19 protein-coding genes are annotated in these 24,000 nt (G+C 70.1%); 17 read left to right on the forward strand and 2 right to left on the reverse strand.

Annotated features, from left to right (window positions below; translation table 11 throughout):
• Position 1 precedes the first annotated feature (1 nt).
• From tig to clpX, 4 genes are all read left to right on the forward strand, one after another.
• Entirely contained in the window at positions 2–1,396 is a 1,395-nt protein-coding gene (gene tig / locus ABZ899_RS01715) for a trigger factor (protein WP_361339233.1), read from the forward strand.
• Between the two features lie 268 nt (positions 1,397–1,664).
• Positions 1,665–2,273, forward strand: coding sequence for an ATP-dependent Clp protease proteolytic subunit (locus tag ABZ899_RS01720; RefSeq protein WP_055570713.1), 609 nt, complete (start codon positions 1,665–1,667; stop codon positions 2,271–2,273).
• 52 nt (positions 2,274–2,325) lie between these two features.
• Positions 2,326–3,006 carry an ATP-dependent Clp protease proteolytic subunit gene (locus tag ABZ899_RS01725; protein ID WP_361339236.1) on the forward strand — a complete coding sequence of 227 codons (681 nt, stop codon included), beginning with the start codon at positions 2,326–2,328 and terminating at the stop codon, positions 3,004–3,006.
• A gap of 177 nt (positions 3,007–3,183) precedes the next feature.
• Positions 3,184–4,467 (forward strand): ATP-dependent Clp protease ATP-binding subunit ClpX, encoded by a 1,284-nt coding sequence (clpX, locus tag ABZ899_RS01730; protein ID WP_062669900.1) that lies wholly within the window; start codon positions 3,184–3,186, stop codon positions 4,465–4,467.
• A gap of 69 nt (positions 4,468–4,536) precedes the next feature.
• On the opposite strand, the gene ABZ899_RS01735 is transcribed toward clpX, so the two are convergent.
• Positions 4,537–5,484 carry a hypothetical protein gene (locus ABZ899_RS01735; protein ID WP_361339238.1) on the reverse strand — a complete coding sequence of 316 codons (948 nt, stop codon included), beginning with the start codon at positions 5,482–5,484 and terminating at the stop codon, positions 4,537–4,539.
• Between the two features lie 136 nt (positions 5,485–5,620).
• Between ABZ899_RS01735 and ABZ899_RS01740 the strand changes: the two genes are divergently transcribed.
• The 11 genes from ABZ899_RS01740 to ABZ899_RS01790 all read left to right on the forward strand — a co-directional run bounded on the left by ABZ899_RS01740 (position 5,621) and on the right by ABZ899_RS01790 (position 21,105).
• Positions 5,621–8,245 carry a valine--tRNA ligase gene (locus ABZ899_RS01740; protein ID WP_361339241.1) on the forward strand — a complete coding sequence of 875 codons (2,625 nt, stop codon included), beginning with the start codon at positions 5,621–5,623 and terminating at the stop codon, positions 8,243–8,245.
• A gap of 89 nt (positions 8,246–8,334) precedes the next feature.
• On the forward strand, positions 8,335–9,837 hold the full coding sequence (locus ABZ899_RS01745; protein ID WP_361339243.1) for a folylpolyglutamate synthase/dihydrofolate synthase family protein: 1,503 nt from the start codon (positions 8,335–8,337) through the stop codon (positions 9,835–9,837).
• A 7-nt stretch (positions 9,838–9,844) separates the two neighbouring features.
• On the forward strand, positions 9,845–10,201 hold the full coding sequence (locus tag ABZ899_RS01750) for a DUF4233 domain-containing protein (RefSeq protein WP_361339246.1): 357 nt from the start codon (positions 9,845–9,847) through the stop codon (positions 10,199–10,201).
• Between the two features lie 65 nt (positions 10,202–10,266).
• A complete protein-coding gene (gene ndk, locus ABZ899_RS01755; RefSeq protein WP_361339248.1) occupies positions 10,267–10,680 on the forward strand; it encodes a nucleoside-diphosphate kinase in 414 nt (137 codons plus the stop codon).
• 267 nt (positions 10,681–10,947) lie between these two features.
• Positions 10,948–11,967, forward strand: a complete 1,020-nt coding sequence (locus tag ABZ899_RS01760; protein ID WP_004001297.1) for a rod shape-determining protein — start codon at positions 10,948–10,950, stop codon at positions 11,965–11,967.
• A gap of 149 nt (positions 11,968–12,116) precedes the next feature.
• Positions 12,117–13,139: a rod shape-determining protein MreC gene (gene mreC, locus ABZ899_RS01765; protein WP_361339250.1), complete on the forward strand. Its 1,023-nt coding sequence runs from the start codon at positions 12,117–12,119 to the stop codon at positions 13,137–13,139.
• 13 nt (positions 13,140–13,152) lie between these two features.
• On the forward strand, positions 13,153–13,824 hold the full coding sequence (gene mreD / locus ABZ899_RS01770) for a rod shape-determining protein MreD (protein WP_361339252.1): 672 nt from the start codon (positions 13,153–13,155) through the stop codon (positions 13,822–13,824).
• 167 nt (positions 13,825–13,991) lie between these two features.
• Positions 13,992–16,253: a penicillin-binding protein 2 gene (gene mrdA, locus ABZ899_RS01775; RefSeq protein WP_361339255.1), complete on the forward strand. Its 2,262-nt coding sequence runs from the start codon at positions 13,992–13,994 to the stop codon at positions 16,251–16,253.
• Positions 16,250–17,449 (forward strand): rod shape-determining protein RodA, encoded by a 1,200-nt coding sequence (gene rodA / locus ABZ899_RS01780; RefSeq protein ID WP_361339258.1) that lies wholly within the window; start codon positions 16,250–16,252, stop codon positions 17,447–17,449. The genes mrdA and rodA overlap by 4 nt, the downstream gene beginning before the upstream one ends.
• A 91-nt stretch (positions 17,450–17,540) precedes the next feature.
• The gene (locus ABZ899_RS01785; RefSeq protein ID WP_361339260.1) at positions 17,541–19,043 is read left to right on the forward strand and encodes a CYTH and CHAD domain-containing protein; all 1,503 of its coding nucleotides are present in this window, start codon (positions 17,541–17,543) and stop codon (positions 19,041–19,043) included.
• Positions 19,044–19,131: 88 nt separating this feature from the next.
• The gene (locus ABZ899_RS01790) at positions 19,132–21,105 is read left to right on the forward strand and encodes a TIGR03960 family B12-binding radical SAM protein (protein ID WP_361339263.1); all 1,974 of its coding nucleotides are present in this window, start codon (positions 19,132–19,134) and stop codon (positions 21,103–21,105) included.
• A 117-nt stretch (positions 21,106–21,222) separates the two neighbouring features.
• Here ABZ899_RS01790 and ABZ899_RS01795 read toward each other — a convergent pair whose 3' ends face one another.
• The gene (locus ABZ899_RS01795; protein ID WP_361339265.1) at positions 21,223–21,795 is read right to left on the reverse strand and encodes a hypothetical protein; all 573 of its coding nucleotides are present in this window, start codon (positions 21,793–21,795) and stop codon (positions 21,223–21,225) included.
• Positions 21,796–22,094: 299 nt separating this feature from the next.
• On the opposite strand from ABZ899_RS01795, the gene ABZ899_RS01800 reads away from it, so the two are divergent.
• Both ABZ899_RS01800 and ABZ899_RS01805 read left to right on the forward strand, forming a co-directional pair.
• Positions 22,095–23,165 (forward strand): hypothetical protein, encoded by a 1,071-nt coding sequence (locus tag ABZ899_RS01800; protein WP_361339267.1) that lies wholly within the window; start codon positions 22,095–22,097, stop codon positions 23,163–23,165.
• Positions 23,166–23,213: 48 nt separating this feature from the next.
• Complete coding sequence (locus tag ABZ899_RS01805) at positions 23,214–23,996, forward strand: TIGR03936 family radical SAM-associated protein (RefSeq protein WP_361339269.1); 783 nt, start codon at positions 23,214–23,216, stop codon at positions 23,994–23,996.
• Positions 23,997–24,000 lie beyond the last annotated feature (4 nt).

Below are 24,000 nucleotides of genomic sequence, written 5' to 3' on the forward strand. Positions count from 1 at the left end.
CGTGAAGAGCGCCGTGGAGACCCTGAACCCGACCCGGGTTCGGCTCACTGTCGAGGTGCCCTTCGAGGAGCTCAAGGACAGCCTCGACGCGGCGTACAAGAAGATCAACCAGCAGGTCACGGTGAAGGGCTTCCGCAAGGGCAAGATCCCGGCCCGCGTCATCGACCAGCGGTTCGGTCGTGGCGCCGTGCTGGAGGAGGCCGTCAACGACGCGCTTCCGAAGTTCTACACCGAGGCCGTCAACGAGGCCGAGATCGACGTCCTGGGCCAGCCCGAGGTCGACATCACCGAGCTGAAGGACGGCGAGAAGCTGAACTTCACCGCCGAGGTCGACATCCGCCCCGCCATCGAGATCCCGGACTTCTCCGGCATCGAGGTCGAGGTCGACGCCGTCGAGGTCACCGACGAGGACGTCGAGAAGTCCGTCGAACAGCTGCGCGAGCGCTTCGCGTCGACCTCCCCGGTCGAGCGCGCCGCCCAGGACGGCGACGTCGTCACCATCGACCTGCAGGCCGAGGTCGACGGCGAGGTCCTCGAGGACGGCATCGCCAGCGGTGTCTCGTACACCATCGGCTCCGGCGAGCTGCTGGACGGCATCGACGACGCCGTGAAGGGCCTGGAGGCCGGTGGCGAGGCCACCTTCACCTCCGAGCTCAAGGGCGGCTCGGCGGCCGGCAAGGAGGCCGAGGTCACCGTCAAGGTCACCCAGGTCGCCGCCCGCGAACTGCCCGAGCTGGACGACGAGTTCGCGCAGCTCGCCTCCGAGTTCGACACGCTCGACGAGCTCAAGGCGGACAGCCGCAAGCGCCTCGAGAACATGAAGCAGTACGACCAGGCCACGCAGGCCCAGGAGCGCGTCCTGGAGAAGCTGCTGGAGCTGGTCGAGGTGCCCGTCCCCGAGAAGCTCCTCGAGGACGAGATCAACACCCGTAAGCACAACCTCGAGCACCACCAGCTCGGCCAGATGGGTCTCGACCTCGCGCAGTACCTGGAGATCCAGGGCAAGACCGAGGAGGAGTTCGACGCCGAGACCAAGGAAGCCGCGGTCAAGGGCATCAAGACGCAGTTCGTCCTCGACGAGCTCGTCAAGCGGGAGAAGCTGAACGTCAACCAGGAGGAGCTCACCGAGCACCTCATGCGCCGCGCCGCCTCCTCCGGCATGTCCCCCGACCAGTTCGCCCAGGCGGTCGTCGAGGGCGGCCAGGTTCCGCTCCTGGTCGGCGAGGTCGCCCGCGGCAAGGCCCTGGCCGTCGTGGTCGAGAAGGCCACGGTCAAGGACACCAACGGCGAGGTCGTCGACCTGGACGACGAGGACGAGGTCGAGCAGGCCACGGAGGCCGTCGAGGCCGCCGAGGGCACCGCCGACGAGGCCGCCGAGGAGAAGTCCGAGGGCTGAGCCGACGGCCGCGTCAGCACACCTGGGAAGGGCCCGGGGATCACGCGATCCCCGGGCCCTTCCGGCGTTCCCCGCGCCCGCCGCCGCGTCCGGCGGACCCCCCGGCGCTACGCCCCCGGCGAACACCTGCCGCTCCGGGATTCCCCGAAGGGACCAGCGCGTTAGGGTCCATGAGTATGAGGGCAGGGGAGTCCCCATTGCCCACGCAGGACACGTGAGACGGCCCGGCGCCGTCGTAAGACGAGCAGGTGGATACGTGACGAATCTGATGCCCTCCGCCGCCGGTGAGCCTTCCATCGGTGGTGGCCTCGGTGACCAGGTCTACAACCGGCTGCTCAACGAGCGGATCATCTTCCTCGGCCAGCCGGTCGACGACGACATCGCGAACAAGATCACCGCGCAGCTGCTGCTCCTTGCCGCGGACCCCGACAAGGACATTTACCTCTACATCAACAGCCCCGGCGGCTCGATCACGGCCGGCATGGCGATCTACGACACCATGCAGTTCATCAAGAACGACGTCGTGACGATCGCCATGGGTCTCGCGGCCTCCATGGGGCAGTTCCTGCTCAGTGCGGGCACCCCGGGCAAGCGCTTCGCGCTGCCGAACGCCGAGATCCTGATCCACCAGCCGTCCGCCGGTCTGGCCGGTTCCGCCTCGGACATCAAGATCCACGCCGAGCGGCTGCTGCACACCAAGAAGCGCATGGCCGAACTCACGTCCCAGCACACGGGCCAGTCGGTCGAGCAGATCACCCGCGACTCGGACCGCGACCGCTGGTTCGACGCCTTCGAGGCCAAGGAGTACGGCCTCATCGACGACGTCATCCCGACGGCCGCCGGGATGCCGGGCGGCGGCGGCACCGGGGCGGCCTGACGGCCCCCTGCGCAGCCCCCAGCCGACCGCCACAGCCCCTAGGAGACAGACAGTGAACGACTTCCCCGGCAGCGGCCTGTACGCCCGCACCGAGGCCGAGTACACCGGCCCCCGCGCCGAGTCCCGCTATGTGATCCCGCGGTTCGTCGAGCGCACCTCGCAGGGCATCCGCGAGTACGACCCGTACGCGAAGCTCTTCGAGGAGCGCGTGATCTTCCTCGGCGTGCAGATCGACGACGCCTCCGCCAACGACGTCATGGCGCAGCTGCTGTGCCTGGAGTCGATGGACCCCGACCGGGACATCTCGGTCTACATCAACAGCCCGGGCGGCTCCTTCACCGCGCTCACGGCCATCTACGACACGATGCAGTTCGTGAAGCCGGACATCCAGACGGTCTGCATGGGCCAGGCGGCGTCCGCCGCCGCGATCCTGCTGGCCGCCGGTACGCCCGGCAAGCGCATGGCGCTGCCCAACGCCCGCGTGCTGATCCACCAGCCGTACAGCGAGACCGGCCGGGGCCAGGTCTCCGACCTGGAGATCGCCGCCAACGAGATCCTCCGGATGCGGGCGCAGCTGGAGGAGATGCTGGCCAAGCACTCCACCACGCCGATCGAGAAGATCCGCGAGGACATCGAGCGTGACAAGATCCTCACGGCCGAGGACGCGCTGTCGTACGGGCTGATCGACCAGATCATCTCCACCCGGAAGATGAACAACACCGACGTTCGCTGACGCGGACCCGGTATTGTCTGCTGCCCCTTGGCACGGTTTGGGACGGTGCACGTCAAAGTGAACCGCGCCAAGGGGGGCCCGAACGGGGGCCAAGGCAAGGTACCGTCGACATAAGGCAGCACCAGGAGCCGCTGGACGCGATGTCCAGTCGTCTCCCAGGCGAAGGGGAAGCACACCGTGGCACGCATCGGTGACGGCGGCGATCTGCTCAAGTGCTCGTTCTGCGGCAAGAGCCAGAAGCAGGTCAAGAAGCTCATCGCAGGCCCTGGTGTGTACATCTGCGACGAGTGCATCGATCTCTGCAACGAGATCATCGAGGAAGAGCTCGCGGAGACCAGTGAGGTCCGCTGGGAGGAGCTCCCGAAGCCCCGCGAGATCTACGAGTTCCTCGAGGGGTACGTGGTCGGCCAGGAAGCGGCCAAGAAGGCGCTCTCGGTCGCCGTGTACAACCACTACAAGCGCGTCCAGGCCGGCGAGAACGGCGGCGGTCAGAACCGCGAGGACGCCATCGAGTTGGCGAAGTCCAACATCCTGCTGCTCGGCCCGACGGGTTCCGGCAAGACGCTCCTCGCGCAGACGCTGGCCCGCATGCTGAACGTCCCCTTCGCCATCGCCGACGCGACGGCGCTGACGGAGGCCGGGTACGTCGGCGAGGACGTCGAGAACATCCTTCTGAAGCTGATCCAGGCCGCCGACTACGACGTCAAGAAGGCCGAGACCGGGATCATCTACATCGACGAGATCGACAAGGTCGCGAGGAAGAGTGAGAACCCCTCCATCACCCGCGACGTGTCGGGCGAGGGCGTCCAGCAGGCCCTCCTGAAGATCCTCGAGGGCACCACGGCCTCGGTGCCGCCGCAGGGCGGCCGCAAGCACCCGCACCAGGAGTTCATCCAGATCGACACGACGAACGTCCTGTTCATCGTGGGCGGCGCGTTCGCCGGCCTGGAGAAGATCATCGAGTCGCGGGCCGGCGCCAAGGGCATCGGCTTCGGCGCGACGATCCGCTCGAAGCGGGAGCTGGAGTCCAAGGACCAGTTCGAGGACGTCATGCCCGAGGACCTGGTCAAGTTCGGCATGATTCCCGAGTTCATCGGCCGCCTCCCCGTCATCACCTCGGTCCACAACCTGGACCGTGAGGCGCTGCTCCAGATCCTGGTCGAGCCGCGCAACGCGCTGGTGAAGCAGTACCAGCGCCTCTTCGAACTCGACGGCGTCGAGCTGGACTTCGAGCGCGAGGCCCTGGAGGCCATCGCCGACCAGGCCATCCTCCGCCAGACCGGCGCGCGCGGCCTGCGCGCCATCATGGAGGAGGTCCTGATGTCGGTGATGTACGAGGTGCCGTCCCGCAAGGACGTGGCCCGCGTCGTCATCACGGCGGACGTCGTCCACTCGAACGTGAACCCCACCCTGATCCCCCGCGACGCCCGCCGCGGCCCGGGCGAACAGAAGTCGGCGTAGCCGCCACCACGGAACAGCGGAAGGGCCCGGTCGACCGACCGGGCCCTTCCGCTGTTCCGTGGTGCCGCGTCAGGCCTTGACGCGGATCTCCTGCCGGACCTTCGTCGTGATGTCCACGGCGACGTCCTTGGCGATGCCCTTGGTGGCGTCACCCGGCGACACCATCGCGATGGTGCTGTAGTCCGCCCAGGCGCAGAACCAGTCCGTCTTCTCCTTCTTGGTGGCCAGGTCGGTGCCCTGGGCGGCCTGGCACTTCATGACCGCGCCGTCGAGGTCGACGGACTCGGCCTCACCGACCAGCTTGGTCTTGCCCGACGCGGAGGAATCCGAGGAGGAGTCCTTCTCGGCCGACTTCTTGAAGTCGGCGAAGAACCTGTCCAGCGCCGCCTCGGGGTCCTCGATCTCGCCGTAGGCGCCGAAGTAGGTGATGCCCTTCGCGGTCGCCAGTTCGGACAGGTCCGGCGTCGTGCTCGGGTCGCTGGGGTCGTAGGAGCTGAGGTCCGTCGTGGAGTACACGCCGACGACGCTCTCGCCGTTCTTGACGCCGCTCTTCTCCAGGTCCTCGGCGGTGTCGTCGGACCCGCCGAGGTTCTCGCCGACCTTGGTCGCACGCGTGTACTCGCTGAGCAGCTTCTCCGGCGTGGCCAGCTTGTGGGCGCCGTCGTCCTCCACCGCGGCCGAGCCGCCGCCGCTGCCCAGGACGAAGTACGCGCCGACGGCGATCGCCGCCACGACCGCCACCGCGCCGATGATCAGGCCAGCCTTCTTGCCGCCGCCGGACGGCTGCGGGGTCTGGGGCATGCCGTACGGCTGCTGGCCGTAGGGAGGCTGCTGCGGGGGGACACCCTGGGGCGCCTGCTGCGGGTAGCCGTAACCGGGCTGGGGCGGCGGCGCCTGCTGGGGGTAGCCGTAGCCGGGCTGGGGTGCCTGCGGCTGCTGGCCGTACGGACCCGGCTGGCCGTACGGACCGGGCTGCTGGGGCTGCCCGCCGTACGGGCCCGGCTGGTTGTAGCTCATCTCTGGGTTCCCCTCCAGATGCTCATGTGTTCCTGACATCCTGGCGCAGAGACGTCGGTCCCACGGCATCGGGGTGCCCACCGTTACAGAACAAAGGCGTTTCGGGACACGCCGGAGACACCCCTAAACTGACCCCGTGACCGAGAACGCTCAGCAGCAGCCACCAGCGCCCGACACCGAACTGCCGACCCAGTACGCGCCGGCCGATGTAGAGGGGCCGCTGTACGAGCGCTGGGTGGAGCGCGGTTACTTCGAGGCGGACGAGAAGAGCGACAAGCCGCCGTACACCATCGTCATCCCGCCGCCGAACGTCACCGGCAGCCTGCACCTGGGGCACGCCTTCGAGCACACGCTCATCGACGCCCTGACCCGGCGCAAGCGCATGCAGGGCTTCGAGACGCTGTGGCAGCCCGGCATGGACCACGCCGGCATCGCCACGCAGAACGTCGTCGAGCGCGAGCTCGGCAAGGAGGGCAAGTCCCGCCACGACCTCGGCCGTGAGGCGTTCGTCGAGCGCGTCTGGAAGTGGAAGGGCGAGTCCGGCGGCCAGATCTCCGGCCAGATGCGCCGCCTCGGCGACGGCGTCGCCTGGTCCCGTGAGCGCTTCACCATGGACGAGGGTCTGTCGCAGGCCGTCCAGACCATCTTCAAGCGCCTGTACGACGACGAGCTGATCTACCGCGCCGAGCGCATCATCAACTGGTGCCCGCGCTGCCTGACCGCGATCTCCGACATCGAGGTCGAGTACCAGGACGACGACGGCGAGCTCGTCTCCATGAAGTACGGCGAGGGGGACGACACCATCGTCGTCGCCACGACCCGTGCCGAGACGATGCTCGGCGACACCGCCGTCGCCGTCCACCCCGACGACGAGCGGTACAAGCACCTGGTCGGCAAGCTCATCAGGCTGCCGCTGACCGACCGCTCGATCCCGGTGGTCGCCGACACCCACGTCGACCCCGAGTTCGGCACCGGCGCGGTCAAGGTGACCCCGGCCCACGACCCGAACGACTTCGAGATCGGCCAGCGGCACGACCTGCCGGCCATCACGGTCATGGACGAGCACGCGGTCATCACCGCCCACGGCCCCTTCCAGGGCCTGGACCGCCTGGAGGCCCGCTCGGCCATCGTCGCCGCCCTGCGCGCCGAGGGCCGGATCGTCGCCGAGAAGCGGCCGTACGTCCACTCCGTCGGCCACTGCTCGCGCTGCAAGACCACCATCGAGCCGCGCCTGTCCATGCAGTGGTGGGTCAAGGTCGGCCCGCTCGCCAAGGCCGCCGGTGACGCGGTCCGCGACGGCCGCGTCAAGATCCACCCGCAGGAGATGGAGAAGCGGTACTTCGACTGGGTCGACAACCTCCACGACTGGTGCATCTCGCGGCAGTTGTGGTGGGGCCACCGCATCCCCGTCTGGTACGGGCCGGAGGGTGAAGTCGTCTGCGTCGGCCCCGACGAGGAGCCGCCCGCCGGCGAGGGCTGGCGTCAGGACACCGACGTCCTCGACACCTGGTTCTCCTCCGGCCTGTGGCCCTTCTCCACGCTCGGCTGGCCCGAACAGACCGAGTCGCTCGCGAAGTTCTACCCGAACTCCGTCCTGGTCACCGGCTACGACATCCTCTTCTTCTGGGTCGCCCGGATGATGATGTTCGGCCTGTACGCGATGGACGGCACCCCGCCGTTCCACACCATCGCCCTGCACGGCATGGTCCGCGACCAGTTCGGCAAGAAGATGTCGAAGTCCTTCGGCAACGCGGTCAACCCGCTGGACTGGATGGACAAGTACGGCTCCGACGCGCTCCGCTTCACCCTCGCGCGCGGTGCCAACCCCGGCGTCGACGTCCCGATCGGCGAGGACTGGGTCCAGGGCTCCCGGAACTTCGCCAACAAGATCTGGAACGCCACCCGCTTCGCGCTGATGAACGGCGCGACGGTCGAGGGCCCGCTGCCGGACCCGTCGGCGATGTCCTCCACGGACCGCTGGATCCTGTCCCGGCTGAACTCCGTCGTCGCCGAAGTCGACGCGTTCTACGACGACTTCCAGTTCGCCAAGCTGTCCGACGCCCTGTTCCACTTCGCGTGGGACGAGGTCTTCGACTGGTACGTCGAGCTGTCGAAGACGACGTTCCAGGCGGGCGGCGAGGCGGCCGAGGTCTCCAAGCGCGTCCTCGGCGAGGTCCTCGACGTCACGCTGAAGCTGCTGCACCCGGTGGTCCCGTTCGTCACGGAGACCCTGTGGACCACGCTGACCGGTGGTGAGTCGCTCGTGATCGCCGAGTGGCCGGCCGACAGCGGCTTCCGCGACCAGGGCGCCGAGCGGGAGATCGAGTCCCTCCAGTCCGTCATCACCGAGGTCCGCCGCTTCCGCGCCGACCAGGGCCTCCAGCCGGGCCAGCGGGTCCCGGCCCGCCTGACCCTGGACGGTACGGCCCTCGCCGCGCACGAGCCGGCCATCCGCCAGCTCCTGCGCCTCCAGCCGGAGGGTGACGGCTTCACGGCGACGGCGACGCTGCCGGTCGCGGGCGCGGAGGTCGCCCTCGACCTGTCCGGCGTGATCGACGTCGCGGCCGAGCGCAAGCGCCTGGCCAAGGACCTCGCCGCCGCCGAGAAGGAGAAGGCCCAGGCCACGGCCAAGCTCGGCAACGACGCGTTCCTGGCGAAGGCCCCCGACCACGTGGTCGACAAGATCCGAGGCCGGCTCGCGAAGGCCGACGAGGACATCGCCCGCATCACGGCCCAGCTGGAGCGCCTGCCGCAGGCGTAGGCGGCCCCACGGCCATGAAGGCCCCCGGTGCTCTCGGGCACCGGGGGCCTTCCCGTACGTCAGGCGGTCGGCCTCCGTAGACTGGCCCTGTGAGCGACCAGAACGAGCCCGACCCCCTCGACTCCTTCGACGAGATCATCGCGGAGGAGACGGACCGCGACCCCGACCTCGCCGTCATCGAGGCCGGCAGCCGCACCCTGCGCACCCAGGGCGGCCCTCCGCAGGCGGACGTGCCCGCCCGCCCCGAGGACCCCGAGGTCGACAAGGCCCTGCGCGAGGTCGAGGCGGAGCTGGCGACCCGCTGGGGCGAGACCAAGCTGGAGCCGTCGGTCGCCCGTATCGCCGCTCTCGTGGACCTCCTGGGCGAGCCCCAGCGGTCGTACCCGTCGATCCACATCACCGGGACCAACGGCAAGACGTCGACCGCCCGCATGATCGAGGCCCTGCTCGGCGCCTTCGAGCTGCGCACCGGCCGCTACACCTCGCCGCACGTCCAGTCGATCACCGAGCGGATCAGCCTGGACGGCGCCCCGATCTCCGCCGAGCGCTTCATCGAGACGTACCAGGACATCAGGCCGTACCTGGAGATGGTCGACTCCTCGCAGGAGTTCCGCCTGTCGTTCTTCGAGGTGCTCACGGGCATGGCGTACGCGGCCTTCGCGGACGCGCCCGTCGACGTCGCCGTCGTCGAGGTCGGCATGGGCGGCTCCTGGGACGCCACCAACGTCATCGACGCGGACGTCGCCGTGGTGACGCCGATCGACCTCGACCACACCGACCGGCTCGGCGACACCCCCGGCGCGATCGCCGGCGAGAAGGCCGGCATCGTCAAGCAGGACGCCACCGTGATCATGGCCCAGCAGCCGGTGGACGCCGCCCAGGTGCTGCTGAAGAAGGCCGTCGAGGTCGACGCCACCGTGGCCCGTGAGGGCCTGGAGTTCGGGGTCGTCGACCGCCAGGTCGCCGTCGGCGGCCAGCTGGTCACCCTGCGCGGCCTGGGCGGCGAGTACCCCGAGGTCTACCTCCCGCTGCACGGCGCCCACCAGGCGCACAACGCCGCGGTCGCCCTCGCAGCCGTCGAGGCGTTCTTCGGCGTCGGCGCCGCCCGCGCCGAGCCGCTGGACATCGACACCGTCCGCAAGGCGTTCGCCGCCGTCTCCTCCCCGGGCCGTATGGAGGTCGTCCGGCGGTCCCCGACCGTCGTGCTGGACGCCGCCCACAACCCGGCGGGCGCCCGCGTGACCGCCGAGGCGATCGGCGAGGCGTTCGACTTCAGCCGGCTGATCGGCGTCGTCGGCGCGAGCGGCGACAAGAACGTCCGGGGACTGCTGGAGGCGTTCGAGCCGATCTTCGCCGAGGTCGTCGTCACCCAGAACACCTCCCACCGCGCCATGGACGCCGACGAACTCGCGGCCATCGCCGTCGAGGTGTTCGGCGATGAGCGCGTCCAGGTGGAGCCGCGGCTGCCGGACGCCCTGGAGGCCGCGATCACGCTGGCCGAGGAGGAGGGCGAGTTCGCCGGCGGCGGCGTCCTCGTCACCGGGTCCGTCATCACGGTCGGCGAAGCCCGGCTGCTGCTCGGGAAGGGCTGAGTCCGGCATGCGTACGCTCTGTTCCTCGACGCTGATCGGTGAGTTCTTCGTCATCGGCTTCGCCGGTCTGGTCGCCATGAAGGAACCGGACCTGTCCATGGCGACCGTGTGGACGGTCAGCGGCATCGCGATGTTCCTGTGCGTGCTGCTGTGCGGCCTGGTGACCCGCCCCGGTGGCGTGTGGCTCGGCTGGGCCCTGCAGATCGCGCTGATCGCGTCCGGCTTCATCGTGCCCATGATGTTCTTCCTGGGCGTGGTCTTCGCGGCGCTGTGGTGGGCCTCCGTGCACTACGGCCGCAAGGTCGACGAGGCGAAGGCGAGATTCGCCGCGCAGGCGGACTCCTCCGCACCTGACGCTGCGTGACGGGCTGCTGGACACGCCCTGTAACCTCTTCCCACCGCACACCAGCAGTAAGAAGGAGCCCTCCCGTGACCCAGCGCACCCTCGTCCTGCTCAAGCCCGACGCCGTCCGGCGGGGCCTGACCGGCGAGATCATCAGCCGTATCGAGCGCAAGGCCGGCTGGCAGATCACGGCGCTGGAGCTGCGCACCCTGGACCAGGACACGCTGGAGCAGCACTACGGCGAGCACAAGGGCAAGCCCTTCTACGAGCCGCTGGTGGAGTTCATGGCCTCAGGGCCGGTCGTCGCCCTGATCGTCGAGGGGGAGCGGGTCATCGAGGGGCTGCGCCGGCTGGCCGGCCCGACCGACCCGATCGCCGCCGCTCCCGGTTCGATCCGCGGTGACTACGGGGTCGTCGTGCGGGAGAACCTGATCCACGCCTCGGACTCCGAGGAGTCCGCCGAGCGCGAGGTGAAGATCTTCTTCCCGGGCCGCGCCTGACCCACCCTGCCGTTCCCGAAGAGGGGCGGTCACGGGTAGTCTGCCGCCGACGGCATATGCCGGGCAATCGAGGGAACGGTTGCCCCCGATGGCCCGTCTCCACAAGCGGGGCGCCTCGCCATCTGCTGACAATGGCGAAGACCCTCCCGCAGTGTTCGTGCAGGCGCGTCTACGATGGAAGCCTTCACGTCACAGCACCCACTTCGCCGACCTGAAAAGCCGTCAAACGCTCCCAGGAAGGCCAGACGAATCCTGATGGGGAACTCAATGTCGTTCATCGGCCGTGACATGGCTGTCGACCTCGGGACCGCCAACACGCTGGTGTACGTCAGGGGTCGCGGGATCGTACTCAACGAGCCGTCCGTCGTCGCGATCAACACCAACACCGGTGGCATCCTCGCGGTCGGCGCCGAGGCGAAGAAGATGATCGGGCGCACGCCGGGCAACATCGTCGCCGTGCGGCCGCTGAAGGACGGCGTGATCGCCGACTTCGAGATCACCGAGCGGATGCTCCGCTACTTCATCCTGAAGATCCACAAGCGGCGGTATCTGGCTCGTCCGCGGGTCGTCGTCTGTGTGCCCTCGGGCATCACCGGCGTCGAGCGCCGCGCCGTCATCGAGGCGTCGTCCCAGGCCGGCGCCCGCCAAGTGCACATCATCGAGGAGCCCATGGCCGCGGCCATCGGCTCCGGCCTGCCGGTCCACGAGGCCACGGGCAACATGGTGGTGGACATCGGCGGCGGCACGACGGAGGTCGCGGTCATCTCCCTCGGTGGCATCGTCACCGCCCAGTCCATCCGGGTCGCGGGCGACGAGCTGGACAACGCGATCATCCAGCACATCAAGAAGGAGTACTCCCTCCTGCTGGGTGAGCGCACGGCCGAACAGATCAAGATCACGATCGGCTCGGCGTACGATCTCGACTCCGACGAGCACACCGAAATCCGCGGCCGGGACCTCGTCTCCGGGCTGCCGAAGACCGTCGTCATCTCCGCTGCCGAAGTGCGCAAGGCCATCGAGGAACCGGTCAACGCCATCGTGGACGCCGTCAAGACGACCCTCGACAAGTGCCCGCCGGAGCTGTCCGGCGACATCATGGACCGAGGAATCGTTCTGACCGGCGGCGGCGCCCTGCTGCGCGGACTCGACGAGCGGCTGCGCCGCGAGACGGGCATGCCGATCCACATCGCCGAGGACCCGCTGGACAGCGTGGCGCTCGGTTCCGGCAAGTGCGTCGAGGAGTTCGAGGCGCTGCAGCAGGTGCTCGACGCCCAGCCGCGCAGATGACGTAACTCTTTCGTTCCGCCGTACGAGATGATCGCCTCTCGTGCGGCGGATCGTTGATTCGGAGGCTTAAGCTCCCTCATATGCCTCCGCGCACCTGAACACCCCCCAACCCCCGCACATTCCAATGAGGAAGGGCACGGCCGCCGCACGTGAGGGACACACGAGAGAGCCGGCTGCTCCTGGTGCTGCTGGTCGCCATCGCGTTCGCACTGATCACGGTGGACATCCGCGGCGGTGAGGACTCCCCGGTCGACGGTGCCCGCCAGGCCGCCGCCGGGGTCTTCGGTCCGGTCGAGGACGGTGTGTCGGCCGCGGTGAACCCGGTCGGCAACGCGGTCTCCGCCATCCGTGACTCCGGCGAGCGCCACGACCGGCTCGCCCGGCTCGAGCAGGAGAACGCCGCCCTCAAGGCGAAGCTCGGCAGCGACGACCGCAGCCGCAGCCGCCTCAAGCAGCTCGACAAGATGCTGAAGGTCGCGGGCGAGGGCCAGTACGGCATCAAGGGCGCCCAGGTCATCGCGATAGGAGCGGCCCAGGGCTTCTCCTGGACCATCACCATCGACGTCGGCGCCGACGACGGCATCAAGCGCGACATGACCGTCCTGAACGGCGACGGGCTGGTCGGCCGCGTCACCACCGTCGGCTCGAACACCGCGACGGTCCTGCTCGCCAACGATCCCGACTTCACCGTCGGCACCCGCATGGAGTCCAGCGACGAGCTCGGCTTCGCCTCCGGCCAGGGCGACCGCCCGCTGCGGGTCGAACTCCTCAACGGCAAGGCCGAGGTGAAGAAGGGCGACCGGCTCGTCACCTTCGGCTCGCAGGCCGACAAGCCGTTCGTCCCCGGCGTCCCGGTCGGTGTCGTCTCCCGCGTCGACCCGTCCGGCGGCGGCCTGACCCGCACCCTGTACGTCACGCCGTACGTGGGCTTCTCCAAGCTCGACATCGTCGGCGTCGTCGTCCAGGCGCCGACGAAGGACCCGCGCGACACGGTGCTGCCCGCCAAGCCGAAGGCGAAGCCCACGCCGACCGTCACGGTGACCGTGACCCCGGGCGCCGAGGTGCCGGACGGCGGCGGGCAACAGCAGCAGGGCGACGCCCAGGAACAGCCCCTGGCCGGGGGCCTGCAGCCCCGCGCCGACGACCTGTACCAGTACGAGCAAGAGCAGTAGGAGCTGAGCCCTCATGCGCGTCAACCGGATCCTGCTCTCCACCTCCCTGGTCGTCGTCGCCCTGGTCATCCAGGTCAGCGTCCTCGCCCGGCTCCATCTGCCCGGCGCCGTACCGGATCTGCTGCTCCTGACGGTCCTGGGTCTCGCCCTCGTCTACGGCCATGTCGGCGGCGCCCTCGTCGGCTTCGGCGCGGGTCTGCTCGCCGACCTCGCCCCGCCCGCCGACCACGCCGCCGGCCGCTACGCGCTGGTCCTGTGTGTCATCGGCTATCTCGCCGGCCTGTTCAAACCGGACAACGGCAAGCTCAGGTCGGCCACCGGGCCCATGGTCGTCGTGGTCGTCGCCGCGGTCGGCACGACGCTGCTGTACGCGGGCGTCGGCGCGCTCGTCGGCGACACCGCCGCCCGCCATGTCGGCCTCGGCAGCCTCCTGTTCACGGCGGCGCTGTACGACCTGCTGCTCGCGCCCTTCGTCGTCCCCGGGATCATGGCGCTGGCCCGCCGCGCCGAGAACGACCCGCTCGCCGAGAGCGGCACCCAGGCGAAGAAGACCGACATCTCCTCCGGCTGGCTCTCCGGCGGCACCGGTCTGCGGATCGGCGGCCAGCGGGGCGGCCTGAAGGTCAGGACGGTCCGGGCGCGCACGGCACGCGCCGGGCGCATCAAGGGGGTCAAGCGCCTGTGAGGCCAGCGGAGTTCACCCGGACGGGTGAGCCGGGAGGGAACCCGGGCTCATCGGCGGGACGTTCCACACTCGTACACGCACAGCCGTACGGACGATCCGCACAGACGTCCGTCCTCGCACCGGCCCACGCGTACCGGCACACGCACTGAGAGGGGGAGACAGCCGCAGTGAGCAACATTCCCGAGACCGGCCGGACGCCCCGCGTCCAGATCCGACTCGTCGTCATCCAGATCCTCGTCCTCTCCCTCCTCGGCACCCTCGGCGGGCGCCTGTGGTACCTCCAGATCCGTGAGGGGGAGGCCTACGCCAAGGAGGCGTCGGGCAACCACGTCCAGCAGGTCGTCCAGCCCGCCGTGCGCGGCTCCATCCTGGACGCCCGCGGCGTGCCCCTCGCGGACAACGAGACCCGGCTCGTGGTCTCCGCCTCCCGCACCGACCTGCTGAAGATGCCGGACGACGGCAAGGCCGTCCTCACCAAGCTGGCCGGTGTGCTGGGCATGAAGCCCGCCGAGGTCATGGCGAAGGTCCGGCTCTGCGACGCCAAGACCCCCCAGCCCTGCTGGAACGGCTCGCCGTACCAGCCCATCCCCATCACGGACGAGGCCACCCCCAAGCAGGCCCTCCAGATCCGGGAGCGGGCCGAGGACTTCCCCGGCATCACCGCCGAGCCCCAGGCTCTGCGCCGGTACCCGGGCCCGGGCGGCGCCAACACCGCGCAGGTCCTCGGCTACCTCTCCCCGGTCACCGACGACGAGCTCCAGCAGGCCCAGGACACCGACTCGCCCTACCTGCGCTCCGACCAGGTCGGCCGCTCCGGCCTGGAGCGCCAGTACGACAGGGCGCTGCGCGGCAAGGCCGGCGTCACCCGCTACGAGGTCGACAACCTCGGCCGGGTCATCGGCGAGGCCGAGGCGGACCCGGCGCAGCCCGGTGCCAACCTCGTCACCAGCATCGACGCCCGCGTCCAGCGGGTCGCCGAGTACGAGCTGAACGAGGCGATGAAGCAAGCCCGCAAGGAGTGGGACCGCAACACCAACAAGCCGTACAAGGCCGACTCGGGCGCGGTCGTCGTCATGGAGGCCAAGACCGGCCGCATCGTCGCCATGGCCTCCAACCCCACCTACGACCCCAACGCCTGGGTGGGCGGCATCTCCGCGAAGGACTACAAGCAGCTGACGGGCAAGTCCTCCAACTACCCGCTGCTCAACCGCGCGATCCAGGGCCAGTCGGCACCCGGCTCGATCTTCAAGGTCATCCCGACCGCCGCCGCGGTCAACGCCGGCTACTCCTTCGACGGCCCCTACGAGTGCTCCAGCTCGTACTCCATCGGCGGCCAGGTCTTCAAGAACTTCGAGTCCAAGGGCTACGGCGGCATCAGCCTCGGCCGCGCCCTGGAGGTGTCCTGCGACACCGTCTTCTACCGGCTCTCCCACCAGGAGTGGAAGCGCGACGGCGGGACCAAGCCCAAGAAGAAGGCCAAGGACTGGTTCTACAAGACGGCCCACCAGTTCGGCCTGGGTGCCGAGACCGGCATCGACCTGCCCAACGAGGTCACCGGGCGCGTCCCCGACCGCAAGTGGAAGCAGGACTACTGGAAGGCCAACAAGGACGCCTGGTGCAAGTACGGCAAGAAGGGCGGCTCCTACGCCGAGCAGATCGCCTACGAGAACTGCCTCGAAGGCAACCGGCTGCGCGCGGGTGACTCCGTCAACTACTCCATCGGCCAGGGCGACACCCTCGTCACCCCCATCCAGATGGCCACGATCTACGCGGCCATCTCCAACGGCGGCACGCTCTACGACCCGACCGTCGGCAAGGCCGTCGTCAGCGCCGACGGGAAGACCGTCGAGGAGATCAAGCCCAAGCCGCACGGCAAGCTGCCGATAAACCGTCAGACGCTCGTCCGTATGGACGACGCCCTCGCCGGTGTCGCCACCCGCGGTACCGCCGCCTGGCGGTTCGCCGACGTCGGCTGGCCCCAGGACAAGATCCCGATGCACGCCAAGACCGGTACCGCCGAGGTCTACGGCAAGCAGACCACCTCGTGGTTCGCGACGTACACCAAGGACTACTCGGTCGTCATGACGATCTCTCAGGGCGGTACGGGTTCGGGCGCCTCCGGCCCGGCCGTGCGCAACATCTACGACGCCCTGTACGGCGTCTCCGACGACGGCACCATCGACAAGAAGAACGCGCTGCTGCCCACCCCGCAGAAGAAGCTGCCGAAGGTCCGCACCGACGGCACCATCACCTCGCCGAAGGTCTCCAAGGACCCGGCGAAGGAACAGCGCGCCACCCAGAAGAACGAGGCCGACCCGGACCCGCAGCAACTCGCCGGGACCGTGTCGACGCAGACGCCCGAGAACCGGGACACCCGGCGCCGAGGGCGCAGAAGCCGTAGGCGGGGAAGCCGGAGGATGCTCACATGACCGGCGCCAACAGCTTCCAGGTCTCCGGTTACGGGCCGCGGCGGGTCGGCTGGTCCCGCCTGTTCGCCCGGGACTCGCTCGCCCGCCGGCTGGACTGGCCGATACTGCTCGCCGGTGTCGCCCTGTCGATGATCGGCGCCGTCCTGGTCTACTCGGCGACCCGCAACCGCACCGAGCTCAACCAGGGCGACCCGTACTACTTCCTGATCCGGCACGTGCTGAACACCGGGATCGGGCTGGCCCTCATGGTCGGGACCGTGTGGCTGGGCCACCGCGCGCTGCGCACGGCCGTGCCCATCCTCTACGGCCTGTCCGTCTTCCTGATCCTGCTGGTCCTCACCCCGCTCGGCTCCACGATCAACGGCGCCCACTCCTGGATCAAGCTCCCCGGCGGCTTCTCGCTCCAGCCCTCGGAGTTCGTCAAGGTCACGATCATCCTGGGCATGGCGATGCTGCTGGCCGCCCGCGTCGACGCGGGCGACAAGCAGTACCCCGACCACCGCACGGTGGTGCAGGCACTGGGCCTGGCCGCCGTACCCATGCTGATCGTGATGCTCATGCCCGACCTCGGCTCCGTCATGGTCATGGTGGTGATCGTGCTCGGCGTGCTCCTCGCCTCCGGCGCCTCCAACCGCTGGGTCTTCGGGCTGATCGGCGCGGGCACCGCCGGCGCGATCGCCGTATGGCAGCTCGGCGTCCTGGACGACTACCAGATCGCCCGCTTCGCGGCCTTCGCCAACCCCGAGCTCGACCCGGCCGGCGTCGGCTACAACACCAACCAGGCGCGGATCGCGATCGGTTCCGGCGGGCTGACCGGCTCGGGGCTGTTCCACGGTTCGCAGACCACCGGCCAGTTCGTCCCGGAGCAGCAGACCGACTTCGTCTTCACGGTGGCGGGGGAGGAGCTCGGCTTCGTCGGCGGCGGACTGATCATCCTGCTGCTCGGCGTCATCCTGTGGCGGGCCTGCCGTATCGCCCGCGAGACCACCGAGCTGTACGGGACGATCGTCGCGGCCGGCATCGTGGCCTGGCTCGCCTTCCAGACGTTCGAGAACGTCGGCATGACCCTCGGGATCATGCCGGTCACCGGTCTGCCGCTGCCGTTCGTGTCCTACGGAGGATCGTCGATGTTCACCGTCTGGATAGCGGTGGGACTGCTCCAGTCCATCCGGGCGCAACGCCCGATGTCGGCCTGAGCGGCCCCCGGCACCCGGGGCAGGCCGTGAACCGCCCGCCCGCGCGGTTCACGGCCTGTCGCCGCCCCCGGAGTCCGATTACATTCGGCTCATGGCGGACACCAAGCGCGAGATCGAGCGGAAGTACGAGTCCGACGGCGGCGGCCTGCCCGACCTGACCGGTGTCGCAGGAGTCGCGGCCGTGCTCGAGAAGGGTGTCGCGCATCTGGACGCCACCTACTACGACACCACCGACGAGCGCCTCGCCGGAGCGTCGGTCACCCTCCGTCGCAGAACCGGCGGCTCCGACGCCGGCTGGCATCTGAAGTTCCCCGTCGCCCCCGGAGTGCGGGACGAGATCCAGGCCCCGCTCTCCGACACCCTTCCCGCCGACCTCGCCGCCCTGGTCCGCTCGCGCGTCCGGCACGCCGAGCTGGTGCCGATGATCCGGCTGCGCTCCGACCGCGACGCCCGTGACCTCGTGGACGCCGACGGGCGGGTCCTCGCCGAGGTCAGTGTGGACGCCGTACGGGCCGAGCGGCTCACCGGAGGGGGCGGCCGGACCGAGTGGACCGAGATCGAGGTGGAACTGGCGGACGACGGCGACCCGGCCCTGCTCGACCAGGTCGAGAAACGGCTGCGCAAGGCGGGCGTACGGCCGTCGGCGTCACCGTCGAAGCTCGCCCGCGCCCTCGCCGAGACCGCGCCGAGGAAGCTCGCCCCCGCGTCCGCGGAGCGGTCGCAGACCGCCGGCGACCACGTCCTCGCGTATCTCCGCACCCAGCGCGACACGATCGTCGCCCTCGACCCGGCGGTACGCCAGGACGCCGAGGATTCCGTCCACAGCATGCGCGTCGCCACCCGCCGCACCCGCAGCGCCTTCAAGTCCTTCGGCAAGGTCCTCGACCGGACCGTCACCGACCCGATCGCCGACGAGCTCAAATGGCTGGCCGGTGAGCTCGGCGTGGACCGGGACCGGGAGGTCCTGAGCGAACGCCTCTCCGCCGCCCTCGCCGAGGTGCCCGCACCCCTGGTCGCCGGGCCCGTCGCCGAGCGGCTGAACACCTGGGCCGGAAACCGGCCGGGCGGCGCGAGCGCCCGCCTCATCGGCATCCTCGACTCCCGCCGCTATCTGGCGCTGCTGGACGCGCTCGACGGGGTGCTCGCCGACCCGCCGCTGCTGAAGGCCGCCGGGAAGAAGCCGGGCAAGGTGCTCGCCAAGGCCGTACGCAAGGACTTCGGCAAGGTGGCCGCGCTCGTGCGGCAGGCGCAGGAGCTGGAGCCCGGAACCGAGCGCGACGTCGCCATCCACGAGGCCCGCAAGAAGACCAAGCGCACCCGGTACGCGGCGGAGGCGGCCCTGCCGGCCCTCGGCGGTCCGGCGAAGGACCTGGTGAAGTCCATGAAGGCCCTGCAGAACCTGCTGGGCGAGCACCAGGACAGCGTCATGGCCCGCCAGACCCTGCGCGAGCTGGCCGCGCTCGCGCACGCCGCCGGCGACAGCGCCTTCACCTTCGGACTGCTGTACGGGCGGGAGGAGCGGCGAGCGGCCGCCGTGGAGGCCGAGCTGCCCGCGTTCTGGGCCGGCGCCAAGGACGGGGCGGACGCCCTGTGACCCTCGGGGCGTGCTGGGGGCGCCCGGGGCCGCGTTAGGCTAGATGGTCACCCCTGTCAGTTCAGTCCAGCTCACGAAGGTTCGCGAGATGTCTGCCGAAACCGCTGCGGCCGCGGAGTCCGTGTTCCCGCAGCTCGAAGCTCTGCTCCCGCATGTGCAGAAGCCGATTCAGTACGTCGGCGGAGAACTCAACTCCACGGTCAAGCCGTGGGAGTCCTGCGACGTCCGCTGGGCGCTCATGTACCCCGACGCCTACGAGGTCGGGCTGCCCAACCAGGGCGTCATGATCCTCTACGAGGTCCTGAACGAGCAGGAGGGCGTCCTCGCCGAGCGCACCTACAGCGTGTGGCCGGACCTGGAGGCCCTGATGCGGGAGCACGACGTCCCGCAGTTCACGGTGGACAGCCACCGGCCGGTGAAGGCGTTCGACGTGTTCGGCCTGTCCTTCTCCACCGAACTCGGCTACACGAACATGCTGGCCGCCCTGGACCTCGCGGGCATCCCGCTGGAGTCCAAGGACCGCACGGTCGACGACCCGATCGTCCTGGCCGGCGGGCACGCCGCGTTCAACCCCGAGCCGATCGCCGACTTCATCGACGCCGCCGTCATCGGCGACGGCGAGCAGGCCGTGCTGGACATGACCCGGATCGTCCGGGAGTGGAAGGCGGAGGGCCGGCCCGGCGGCCGCGAGGAGGTCCTGCTCCGTCTCGCGAAGACCGGCGGGGTCTACATCCCGGCGTTCTACGACGTCGAGTACCTGCCCGACGGCCGGATCGCCCGCGTGGTCCCCAACAGGTCGGGCGTCCCGTGGCGGGTGTCCAAGCACACGGTCATGGACCTCGACGAGTGGCCGTACCCCAAGCAGCCCCTCGTCCCGCTCGCCGAGACGGTCCACGAGCGCATGTCCGTGGAGATCTTCCGCGGCTGCACCCGCGGCTGCCGCTTCTGCCAGGCCGGCATGATCACCCGCCCGGTCCGCGAGCGCTCGATCACCGGGATCGGCGACATGGTCGAGAAGGGCCTGAAGGCGACCGGCTTCGAGGAGGTCGGCCTGCTGTCCCTCTCCTCGGCGGACCACAGCGAGATCGGCGACATCGCCAAGGGCCTGGCCGACCGATACGAGGACGACAAGATCGGCCTCTCGCTGCCCTCCACCCGCGTGGACGCCTTCAACGTCGACCTGGCGAACGAGCTGACGCGGAACGGCCGCCGGTCCGGTCTCACCTTCGCCCCCGAGGGCGGCTCGGAGCGGATGCGCAAGGTCATCAACAAGATGGTCTCCGAGGACGACCTGATCCGCACGGTCGCCACCGCGTACGGCAACGGCTGGCGCCAGGTGAAGCTGTACTTCATGTGCGGCCTTCCCACCGAGACCGACGAGGACGTCCTCCAGATCGCCGACATGGCGACGAAGGTCATCGCCAAGGGCCGCGAGGTGTCGAAGTCGAACGACATCCGCTGCACGGTCTCGATCGGTGGCTTCGTCCCGAAGCCCCACACCCCGTTCCAGTGGGCCCCGCAGCTCTCGGCGGAGGAGACGGACGCCCGCCTCGAGAAGCTCCGGGACAAGATCCGGGGCGACAAGAAGTACGGCCGCTCCATCGGCTTCCGCTACCACGACGGCAAGCCCGGCATCGTCGAGGGCCTGCTCTCCCGCGGCGACCGCCGCATCGGCGCCGTCATCCGCGCGGTCTACGACGACGGCGGCCGCTTCGACGGCTGGCGCGAGCACTTCTCCTACGACCGCTGGATGGCCTGCGCCGACAAGGCCCTGGCCCCCTACGGCGTGGACGTCGACTGGTACACGACGCGCGAGCGCACCTACGAGGAGGTCCTGCCCTGGGACCACCTGGACTCCGGCCTCGACAAGGAATGGCTCTGGGAGGACTGGCAGGACGCCCTCGACGAGACGGAGGTCGAGGACTGCCGCTGGACCCCGTGCTTCGACTGCGGCGTCTGCCCGCAGATGGACACCCACATCCAGATCGGCCCGACGGGCAAGAAGCTGCTGCCGCTGACGGTGAAGAACACGGCACCGGCACCGAGCGGCCACGCTCACTGACCCGCCGGGGCGGCCACATCCGTACGGCCACTCGAGCCCCCTCCTGGACCGGAGGGGGCTCGGCGCACGGGCAGGTGGGGCACGGCGTGGTGGAGTTCGCCGCGGCCGGGTGCGGGGTCAGGTGTTCGTGGGTCTCGGGAAGCCCAGCGTGTCCAGCAGGGCCCTGAACAGGTCCTCCGCGAAGGGCTTTTGGGAGCGCAGCAGTCCCTCGACGGCGGAGCGCTCGGCCGTGGGGTGGACGCCGGCGGCTTCGGCCCAGGCGAGGGCGCCCTCGGCGTCCTCGGGGACGGCCTGGTCGAGTTCGGCGCGCTTGCGGCGGACGGCCTCGTGGAACGCCGGTGTGTAGAGCCAGGTGATCGGGTCGTCCACGTCGGCGGGCTCCTCCACGAGCAGCCGGGCGACGGCGTCCAGGTTCAGCCACGCCTGCCAGCGCCGGCCGGTGGTGTCCAGCCCGGTGACGAGTGCCAGGTCGCTGTCGGAGACGTCGGCGACACAGGCGGGGGCGCCGGTCCCGTCGACGAGGGCGGGGAGCCGTTCCACGTTCCAGGTGCCCTGCCGGAGCTGGACCGTCTGCCAGCCGCCGGCGCGCCGCTCGTCCAGGTCGACGGCACCCTCGGCGCCGTCGAACACAGGGCTCTTCCGCAGCGGACGGCTGCTGCGTGCGAAGACCAGATGCCCGGAGAATCCCATGGGTCCCCCTCCCACTCGTTGCGCGCACCCTACCGACCGGCACTGACAGCGGGGCCTCACCGTCCAGCGTGGCGACAGCTGTCGAGGAGGTGGTGGGGTGGGCACGGCTGTGGTCTGCCGCCCGCCGCCGCCCGGGCCGCCGAGACCGCCGAGGGCGAGACGCCGGCCACCCTCAGGACCGCGCGGGGCGTCAAGCTCGACATCACCGGCTTCGACCGGTCCGCCTCCTGTTGACGCACGGAGGCAGATCACTCCCGCCGGAGTGCATCCGACCAGGCCACCGCCGCGTCTACGCCGGTATGGATCTGGAGAAGGCGCCGCCACCGCGCCGGCAGCCCGAAGGGTGCCTGGTGGTCGCGATCCGCATACCCGTGCGCATCGTGGTGCTCCTGCTGGTCGTGCCGGTGCGGATGGTGTGGGACGCGCTCGTCGTCGGCGGGCGCTTCCTGAGGGACGTCGTGCTGCGCCCGCTGGGGCGGGCACTGTTCGTGTGGCCGTTCGTCGCGCTGTGGCGGTATCTCCTCGTGCCTCTCGGCCGGGGACTCGCCTGGCTGGGGAACGTGCTGCTCGTCGTGCCCCTGGCCCGGCTGTACCGGTACGTGCTCACTCCGCTCGGCCACGCGTGCGCGTGGGTGGGCCGGGGGATCGGGGCCGGTCTGACGTGGCTCCACGCGCGCGTGCTCACACCGGTCGGCCGGGCGGTCATGTGGGTCCTGCGGGGGATCGGCGCGGTCCTCGCGGCGGCCGGGCTCGGCGTCCTCGCGGCGCTGGCCTGGCTGGGGCGGTACCTCCTCGTCGTGCCCGCCGTGTGGCTGTACACGTGGATCCTCGCGCCCGTGGGGCGCGCGATCGCCTGGACCGTACGGATCGTCGCCACCGGCATCGGGGTCGGCCTGTACTGGACCCTCCGTGTGCTGTTCGTGCTGCCCGCCGTGGGCCTGTACCGCTGGGTGCTGGCCCCCGTCGGGCGGGTCCTCGCCGTCATCGGGCGGGAGGTCCGGGACGCCCTCGGGCACGCCTGGCGGGTCGCGGGGCGCGTCTCGCGCGCCGTCGGGCGCTTCCTCGGGACCCTCTTGCGGTGGATCTTCGTGGAACCGGTGCGCTGGGTGTACCGGACCGTGCTCACCCCGGTCGGACACGTCGTACGGGACGTCGTGCTGCGGCCCGCCGCCGAGGCCGCGCGCGCCGCCGGGCGGGCGGCCCGGCAGGCCCTGGCCTCCGTCCGCGCGTCCGCCCGGCAGGCGCGCGCCGACATCCGCCGGACGCTGTTCGGACAGCCGGAACGGCGCGAGATGGTGGCCCGGCGGGAACGTCCGGCGCACGAGACACGTACTCTTGGTAGCAGTACGACCGCTCTCACGAAGGACTGAACGACACTGGGCAAGCGACAGCCCGAAGGCCCGCCGCCCGCACCCGCGGTGCAGCGCATCCGACTGCGTTACACCAAGCGCGGCCGCCTCCGGTTCACCAGCCACCGTGACTTCCAGCGCGCCTTCGAGCGTGCGCTGCGCCGCTCCGAGGTGCCCATGGCGTACTCGGCGGGGTTCACGCCGCATCCGAAGGTGTCGTATGCCAATGCCGCACCCACCGGCACGGGCAGTGAGGCGGAGTACCTGGAGATCGCGCTCACCGAGGCGCGGGATCCGCAGCAGCTCAGGGCGCTGCTCGACGAGTCGCTGCCCACCGGGCTCGATGTCGTGGACGCGGTCGAGGCCCGGACCTCCGGGCTCGCCGACCGTCTCACGGCGTCCGTCTGGGAGTTGCGTCTCGACGGGGTGGAGCCGGCCGACGCCGCGCGAGCGGTCGCCGCGTTCCAGGCCGCCGAGACCGTCGAGGTCCAGCGCATGACCAAGAACGGCGTACGCACTTTCGACGCCCGTCCCGCGGTCGCCCATCTCGAGAGCGTCCAGAATTCGGAAACACACAGTTCCCAGGCCGATAGGCCGACGGACCGGCCTTGTGCGATACTGCGGCTGGTTGTTCGGCACGTGACGCCTGCCGTACGACCCGACGACGTCCTGTCCGGTCTCCGCGCCGTGGCCGACCTGGCGCCGCCGGTCCCCGCAGCGGTGACCAGGCTGGCGCAGGGGCTGCTCGATGAAGAGACCGGCACGGTGACCGACCCGCTCGCGCCCGACCGCGAGGCAGCGACGGCCCCAACCGAGGCCGGGACCGCTGCCGCCGCGACGGCGTCGGCGTAAGGAA

The organism is Streptomyces sp. NPDC046859, assembly GCF_040645135.1.
Classification (GTDB): Bacteria; Actinomycetota; Actinomycetes; order Streptomycetales; family Streptomycetaceae; genus Streptomyces.

What these genes read in the sequence shown, in the direction of transcription:
- ABZ899_RS01785 (WP_361339260.1), top strand. Translation starts at nt 17,541, where the DNA reads ATGGCGGACACCAAGCGCGAGATCGAGCGGAAGTACGAGTCCGACGGC.
- mreD (WP_361339252.1), top strand. Translation starts at nt 13,153, where the DNA reads ATGCGCGTCAACCGGATCCTGCTCTCCACCTCCCTGGTCGTCGTCGCC.
- ABZ899_RS01720 (WP_055570713.1), top strand. Translation starts at nt 1,665, where the DNA reads ATGCCCTCCGCCGCCGGTGAGCCTTCCATCGGTGGTGGCCTCGGTGAC.
- ABZ899_RS01735 (WP_361339238.1), bottom strand. Translation starts at nt 5,484, where the DNA reads ATGAGCTACAACCAGCCGGGCCCGTACGGCGGGCAGCCCCAGCAGCCC.
- ABZ899_RS01750 (WP_361339246.1), top strand. Translation starts at nt 9,845, where the DNA reads ATGCGTACGCTCTGTTCCTCGACGCTGATCGGTGAGTTCTTCGTCATC.
- ABZ899_RS01795 (WP_361339265.1), bottom strand. Translation starts at nt 21,795, where the DNA reads ATGGGATTCTCCGGGCATCTGGTCTTCGCACGCAGCAGCCGTCCGCTG.
- rodA (WP_361339258.1), top strand. Translation starts at nt 16,250, where the DNA reads ATGACCGGCGCCAACAGCTTCCAGGTCTCCGGTTACGGGCCGCGGCGG.
- ABZ899_RS01800 (WP_361339267.1), top strand. Translation starts at nt 22,095, where the DNA reads ATGGATCTGGAGAAGGCGCCGCCACCGCGCCGGCAGCCCGAAGGGTGC.
- ABZ899_RS01790 (WP_361339263.1), top strand. Translation starts at nt 19,132, where the DNA reads ATGTCTGCCGAAACCGCTGCGGCCGCGGAGTCCGTGTTCCCGCAGCTC.
- ABZ899_RS01760 (WP_004001297.1), top strand. Translation starts at nt 10,948, where the DNA reads ATGTCGTTCATCGGCCGTGACATGGCTGTCGACCTCGGGACCGCCAAC.